Source organism: Rhodopirellula sp. JB055 (assembly GCF_043100905.1).
Lineage (GTDB): Bacteria > Planctomycetota > Planctomycetia > Pirellulales > Pirellulaceae > Rhodopirellula.
On sequence record NZ_JBICHO010000392.1, the window covers coordinates 1 to 6,805 of the forward strand.

The 6,805-nt window shown below is 56.1% G+C and carries 6 protein-coding genes and 1 pseudogene; 6 read left to right on the top strand and 1 reads right to left on the bottom strand.

What is annotated here, in order from left to right; all coding sequences use genetic code 11:
* Positions 1–423: L,D-transpeptidase (locus tag ACF8AM_RS15515; RefSeq protein WP_392556506.1), on the top strand; the 423-nt coding region annotated here is incomplete at its 5' end.
* A 468-nt stretch (positions 424–891) separates the two neighbouring features.
* On the opposite strand, the gene ACF8AM_RS15520 is transcribed toward ACF8AM_RS15515, so the two are convergent.
* On the bottom strand, positions 892–1,782 hold the full coding sequence (locus ACF8AM_RS15520) for a helix-turn-helix domain-containing protein (protein WP_392556507.1): 891 nt from the start codon (positions 1,780–1,782) through the stop codon (positions 892–894).
* Between the two features lie 463 nt (positions 1,783–2,245).
* On the opposite strand from ACF8AM_RS15520, the gene ACF8AM_RS15525 reads away from it, so the two are divergent.
* From ACF8AM_RS15525 to ACF8AM_RS15545, 5 genes and pseudogenes are all read left to right on the top strand, one after another.
* Positions 2,246–3,268 carry a sigma-70 family RNA polymerase sigma factor gene (locus tag ACF8AM_RS15525; RefSeq protein WP_392556508.1) on the top strand — a complete coding sequence of 341 codons (1,023 nt, stop codon included), beginning with the start codon at positions 2,246–2,248 and terminating at the stop codon, positions 3,266–3,268.
* 6 nt (positions 3,269–3,274) lie between these two features.
* The gene (locus tag ACF8AM_RS15530) at positions 3,275–4,807 is read left to right on the top strand and encodes a TIGR01777 family oxidoreductase (protein WP_392556509.1); all 1,533 of its coding nucleotides are present in this window, start codon (positions 3,275–3,277) and stop codon (positions 4,805–4,807) included.
* Entirely contained in the window at positions 4,804–5,253 is a 450-nt protein-coding gene (locus ACF8AM_RS15535; protein WP_392556510.1) for a hypothetical protein, read from the top strand. The genes ACF8AM_RS15530 and ACF8AM_RS15535 overlap by 4 nt, the downstream gene beginning before the upstream one ends.
* 147 nt (positions 5,254–5,400) lie before the next feature.
* The gene (locus ACF8AM_RS15540) at positions 5,401–6,453 is read left to right on the top strand and encodes a nucleoside hydrolase (protein WP_392556511.1); all 1,053 of its coding nucleotides are present in this window, start codon (positions 5,401–5,403) and stop codon (positions 6,451–6,453) included.
* Positions 6,454–6,581: 128 nt separating this feature from the next.
* Positions 6,582–6,805: pseudogene (locus tag ACF8AM_RS15545) on the top strand (hypothetical protein); the annotation flags it as partial.

The following is a 6,805-nucleotide window of genomic DNA, read 5'->3' on the forward strand; positions in this document are numbered from 1 at the left end:
ATCAACGGCGTGGACGATCCTGTCACCATTCTGCCAGGTACTGACTTGAAGGTGGTTCGCGGACCGTTTCGTGGCGACATCGATTTGAAACACCAAGAACTGACCATGTTCGTTGGCGATCTGTATGCCGGCCGTTTCAAAATTGCAGTCGGAAGCGATCCAACGCCTCAACCGGGTTCCTACACGATCCAGGAAAAGCAGTCCGCCAAAACATACTACGACATGTCCGGCAACCCAGTCCCACCGGGAAGCCCACGCAATCCTTATGGGTCGATGTGGATTGATCTGGGATCCGGTTTGAGTATCCACGGAAGCCCGGATCCAAACGCTCCGACCGACAAAGGATGCATCAGCGTTGCAGGCAACTACTCACGAGATGTTTTCGGAATCTTGTCCGAAGGATCCTCTGTGACGATCCGCTGATTCAACGCGGCCCACGCCGGCTCTTCCCGGAGCATTTCAAAACGAAGACCGATTGCGATCGGACCAGCGTGGTGTCGCATCACGCTACGCGCCCGATCATTCCGCGCACCTGATCACGCGACACAGCAGAAACCTCCGATTCGAAACACGAACTGAGCGGCCACTAACTGGCTGGTGATTGAGTCAGCCGGAACGCGATCGCGTCCGGTTCGTCTCCAATAACCGCGGTCTAAGCACGTGAGCGGGAGTCATTGGGCTTGATCACGTAGCGGCGTCTCTCCAAGACGCTGTCATTTGCGAGTCTCAGAGAGACTCGCCTTCGTGAGGTTCTACCCGATCATTCCTGCCGAACTGCTTAGCGCCCAATCGCACTTACTTCACCCTCCCTCAGGTAGGCTGAAGTAAGTGCCATTCGGTCAGCGCGTCGGCCGATCCTTCGATCTGAAAAAGTCCTAAATCAACTGCCTGCTAAGTTCGACGATCCAGTCGCATCATGGCAGCCAGTTCAACCAAGTGGCGTAGCGAATCGCAGTGAGCCGTGTAATGCAAACGCGGCCGCAACTTGTCACTCAATGCACGGCCGCCGATCAACAGCGGCACATCTTCGCCAAGCGATTCCGCCAATTTGTTCTGAGCGGCAACAAACATCCCCGGTTCGCTGACCGATGAAATGCTCATCCACACCATCTGTGGATCATAGTCGTGAGCCGCCTGCACGAAACTTTCCATCGGCAGGTCGTTGCCCAAACTCGTCGCGTTCCAACCGACCTCTCGCAACGCCAATTCCACCAACATGGTCGGCAACTGATACGGGTCTCCTTCGGGAGCCCCACCAATCGCGACGGGAGCCGAAGATGACGGTTCGGGAATCTCTGAACGCAGTTCGTAGATCAGACGCATCGCGATGTCGCATCCCCGACGCTCTTGATAGACGTCCAACGCATTGCAATCCCAGGCCTCGCCGAACCCGTGCATCGCATCTGTGATCAGCGATTCCGCAGCCTCGCTGCGTGTCGCCCCCATCCCAATCTTCTTCGCCAACAATTCACGACAACACGTCTCATCGCCATCCGCCAGCGCATCTCGAAACCGCTGGTTCAAAGGATCATCGTGGCCTTCAATGCGAGTAGTCCGCTGAGGTGACAACTGTGGCAAACCCAACAATTCGGGACGCAGCAGGCATCGATCGTTCGCACAGACGAATGCTTGCAAAGCGTCCAATGTGATCCGGCGATGACCACCCGCCGTCTTGACCACGGGAATCGTGCCTTTGTCACACCAGCGTTTCACCGATGACTCGCTGACTTCCATCGCAGCGGCAATTTGCTTCGGTGAAAATTGGGGCTGACGAGCTGCCACGGCAAACGAAGGGAGTTTGAGAAGCGAATGCGGTCTGAACGTTTCATGAAAGAACTGAACGTTTTAAGCGCCGCGTGGGAACGTTGCCAGTGTAATCGATTGACAATGGATGACCTGAACGGGGCACATTTCTCACTGTCCTGGTTCGGAAAACACCTCAGATGATCGATTTCCGACCACACATTGGCAGACTTTCTTTTCCTCACTTTCAAACAATTCGCTTGCCAGCGCCTCCGCCGATCGCTATACAAGTGAACGTTGTGACCGTTTCTTAAAACCAAAACGTTCACACCAGAATTCCGTTCGGCACGTGAGTTGCGGAACACGCGACGCAATGTCCATTGGGTTGGAAGAGAACGTTGGCTCGAAAATGCCGCTTGGCAGCTTCCTTTGTCAGCACTTCCTGACTGACCCGCGATTTAGCTAACAGCCATCCAGCCCAGCCATTCGAGAAGGTCGAAACATGCCTGCCCTCACCGCATCCTCCGTCCCTGCCCGTCGTCCCGCATGGCTCCAGTCCGCTGAATTGGCCCAGGCAGTGACGGAGGTCCAACCGCTGCTTTCGGACCACTCCGAAACGGACCACAAGACACTGCGAAAGCTGACCCGACGTCGCTTGCGAGAGGAGATCGATTTCATCTCCAACGATCGATTCACGACCGTCCGTGAAGGCAAGCGAATCTTTTCCCAACCACTGGGACTGGCTCCCCGCGAAACCTCATTGGGAATCGCGGCGATTCGCCGTAGCGGGGTCGACCTCCCGATTCACCTTGGGCGGTTGTGCGAGGCTCCGCTGCTCAAGCCCGAACAAGAGAAGATGTTGTTCGAGCGAATGAATTACCTTTTGCAGCAAGCCGCGATCCATCGCAGCGTCTTGAACCCCGAACGTCCATCGCGTCATCGCCTGGAGTTGATCGAGTTGCTGATCGCATTGGCAGACTGGCACCGCGATCGAATCGTGGAGGCCAACTTGCGATTGGTGTTCTCAATCGTGAAGAAGTTCGTCAATCCGAACAACACGTTTGATGACTTGCTCAGCGACGGGATCGTCGGTTTGATCCGTGCCGTCGAAAAGTTTGACTTTGACCGCGGATTCCGATTCAGCACCTACGCCACGCAAGTCGTCCGACGAAATTCCTACCGAACGGTGGTATCGAACCAACAAGAACGTCAGAAAGTCCAAGGGGGACTGCAGGACATGGACATCGATGTTAGCGAAGAAGAACGTTCATCAGCAATCAGCGAGAAGAGATGGCATGAATTGCGAAGCCGACTGAGCGTGATGTTGGGCGATTTGGATCGTCGCGAAAAATTCATCATTCGTGCTCGGTTCTCGCTCGGCCCGCATCGTAAAGTCCACACACTGCAATCGTTGGCCGATCGTCTCGGTGTTTCCAAGGAACGTGTCCGGCAATTGGAACGTCGTGCGATGGACAAACTGCGAGCCATGGCGGGCAACGTTGAACTCGCGGAGCTGGAAGCCTGATCCCGCGTGTCGCTTCCAACCAACCAAGACGGCCAGCGAGACCCCAACTCGGATCCCACCGTTGAATCGCCGGGCGGCACGAACGTTTGCGTCCCCGCGGAACTTCCCGATGAGTGCCAACCTCAACCGGGAACCGAACACTATGAAGCAAACGTCGACCTGCCCGTCAGCATCGATGAGGCGTTCGCCTATCACACTCGCCCTGGTTGTCTCAACCGGCTGACCCCGCCATGGGAACACGTCAACCTGGAACACTCCGATCAGTCATTGTTGCCGGGCAGCCGAGTGGTTCTGAAAACAAAAATCGCTGGGATTCCGGTTCGATGGCGAGCCCGACACGTCTGGTACGATCCTCCCCATGGCTTCGCCGACGTGCAAGATTCCGGCCCGTTCAAACGTTGGTTTCACCAGCATCGATTCGAACCGCTCGGTGACACCCGTTCCCAATTGACCGACGCAATCGAGTACAAATTGCCAGCCGGATTCGCGGGCAAGGTGCTTGGCAGTGCAAAGGCCCGCCGGACCATCGAAGCGATGTTCGCGTATCGCCACCGAGTCACCCAGGACGATTTGCAAATGTTGGCTGATTACCCCATGTCTCCAAAAACCATCGCCGTTTCCGGCGCCAGCGGTTTGGTCGGTGGCGGCTTGTGCACGCTGCTGAGTTTGCTGGGACACAAAGTCATCTCGATCACACGGGATGAACATGGAACCGAAGATGAACACGGCAACCCAACCAGCATCGCTGCCTGGGGAAGTCCGCCCGAGATCGAAAAGTTTGAATCGGTGGACGTGGTCGTGCACCTGGCAGGAAAATCCGTCGCGGGAAAACGCTGGACGTCAGAAGTCAAACAACAAATCCGCGACAGCCGTGTTGAGAAAACCCGTGCCCTCTGTGAAGGCCTGGCCAAACTGCAACAGAAGCCCGCGGTTCTGATCTGTGCCTCCGCAACTGGGATCTACGGTGACCGCGATGAGGAAATCCTGACCGAATCGTCCTCCAGCGGCGATGACTTTTTGGCGGACGTCGCCGGCGAGTGGGAAGACGCCTGCCAACCCGCTCGCGATGCTGGCATCCGAGTCGTCAACACGCGATTTGGAATGGTGCTTTCGCCACAGGGCGGCGCCCTCGAGCAGATGTTGCTTCCCGCGAAAATGCTGGGCGGACGATTGGGCAATGGCAACCAATGGTGGTCCTGGATCGCCTTGGACGATGTGCTTGGGGCGATCGTTCACTGCATTCACCACGATCAGATCTCCGGTCCAGTCAACTTCGTCGCGCCAGCTCCTATCCGGAACCGTGACTTTGCGAAAACGTTGGGCGAGGTGCTTCATCGGCCTGCGATCTTTCCCGCGCCCAAGTTTGCCCTTCGCTTGGCCCTTGGTGAAATGGCCGAGGTCTTGCTGCTGGCCAGTTCGCGAGTCATCCCCGAGCGACTGCAGCAAACCGGGTACACGTTTCGCTATCCCGACCTGCAAGATTGCTTGCGGTCACTGCTTGGAAAAGACACCAAGCCATCCGAAACGGACGGTTCATGAGCGGCAACCTCCTGTTTCTGTTGAACGCACTGTCGACCTGGTACATGGTCGGCCTGATTTGGATGGTGCAGTTGGTGCACTACAAAATGTTCAACCGCGTCGGCGAAGACGTCTTCGCCCGTTACGCAACCGAGCACGCACGACGAATCACGCCAATTGTCGCCGTCCCAATGCTGATTGAAATCGCGACCGCAGTCGGTTTGCTGTTTTCACGTCCTGGCGACCTTTCGTTGACCTGGTCAGTGGTGGGTCTTGGTTTGCTCGGCGTCATCTGGTTGAGCACCGCGGCACTTCAAGTCCCCGCGCACGGCAAATTGGCGTCTGGTTTTCAATCCGACGTTCACGCGAGCCTGGTGGCGACCAATTGGATCCGAACAATCGCTTGGTCAATACGAGGTGCACTGGTGGGATGGGCATTTTGGACTTTGCTTCCGGCAACAGGTTGAGACGGAACGGTCGGGCCGGGACCAGATCAGCACCGGCCCATACGAGTGTCGAGCGGATTGAATTCGGTTAAGATGGGGCGTCGGCGAAGGACAACTTCGCCGCCGTTACCCTCCATCTCCCTCCCCATCCCCACCCTCACTGTCTGTATGTCCCAAAAAACATTTGGATCGCTGCTGCTCGCGATCACAGTTTGCCTCGGCACACTCAGTTCCACCTCCCCGATTCAAGGCGACCAACCGGTTCAACTGATTTTTGACACCGATCTTGGAAACGATGTCGACGATGCGTTGGCGATGGGGGTCATCCATGCCTTGCAGTCACGTGGCGAGTGCGAATTGCTGGCCGTGACGATCACAAAAGACCACGAGTTGGCAGCCGCTTTCGCGGACGCGATCAACACCTTCTACGGCCGCGGCGACATTCCAATCGGAGTCTGCCGCAGCGACGTCACCAACGGCCAGGGACGCTTCAACGGCTTGGCCGCGATTCAAGATGACGGGAAAGACCGTTTCCCACATGACCTGCGAAGCGGCAAGGATGCCCCTGACGCCGTGGATGTCCTGCGCCAAACGCTGGCAAAAGCAGAAGACAACAGCGTCGTGATCGCACAAGTTGGGTTCTCAACCAACCTTGCCAACCTGCTGGATTCACCAGCCGATGATATCAGTCCTTTGTCCGGAAAAGACCTGGTCAAAAAGAAGGTTCAACGTCTTAGTGTGATGGCCGGCGCCTTTGAAAAAATCATGAACAACAAAGGTCAACCTTACGACCACAAGGAATACAACGTCATCAAAGACATTCCCGCCGCACAAAAGATTGCCAAGGAATGGCCAACCCCCATTTTGTGGAGTGGTTATGAGATTGGGATTGCACTTCGCTATCCGCATGAAAGCATCGAGCAAGATTACAGCTATGTTGAACACCATCCTTTGGCAGAAGCCTACATTGCCTACAATCCGCCGCCCCACGATCGTCCCACTTGGGACCTGACGTGTGTCTTGCAATTGGTTCGCCCGGATCGTGATTATTTCGGTTTGACATCTGTTGGCAAAGTCACTGTCGCCGATGACGGTTTGACAACCTTTCAGGAAGACAGCAATGGTCGCGACCAGTACTTCACGCTGACTGACGAACAGATCACAAGAACACTGGAAGCACTTCAATTGCTTTCCAGCGAACCTCCCCACGCGGTTCGTTAAGTGACGCACCAAGCCGAAACGCCGTTTTGGTCGCGGGCGAGCTCACCAAGCCTGGCTGGGCTTCGTTGCCTTGTCCGCAACAACAATCGCCGAGCGAATGCCAAAACGGCGAAAGGATCCCGACGCGCATGAACCTCCACTTGATTTCGCTTCGGTGCGACCATTGTGGTGCGCCGATCGACGTGAAGGCGAAAGCCAAGTTCGTGACGTGTGGTTTCTGCCATGCAAGCCTGGCGATTCACCACACCGGTTCGTCGTACTCCACCGAACTCGTTGAAGAATTGAAAGAGACGACGGATGCGTTGGTCAAAGACGTCGCGCAAATCAAACACAACGCGGCCCTGGATCGCTT

Coding starts and splice junctions, on each gene's coding strand:
- ACF8AM_RS15535 (WP_392556510.1), top strand. CDS start 4,804: ATGAGCGGCAACCTCCTGTTTCTGTTGAACGCACTGTCGACCTGGTAC.
- ACF8AM_RS15540 (WP_392556511.1), top strand. CDS start 5,401: ATGTCCCAAAAAACATTTGGATCGCTGCTGCTCGCGATCACAGTTTGC.
- ACF8AM_RS15525 (WP_392556508.1), top strand. CDS start 2,246: ATGCCTGCCCTCACCGCATCCTCCGTCCCTGCCCGTCGTCCCGCATGG.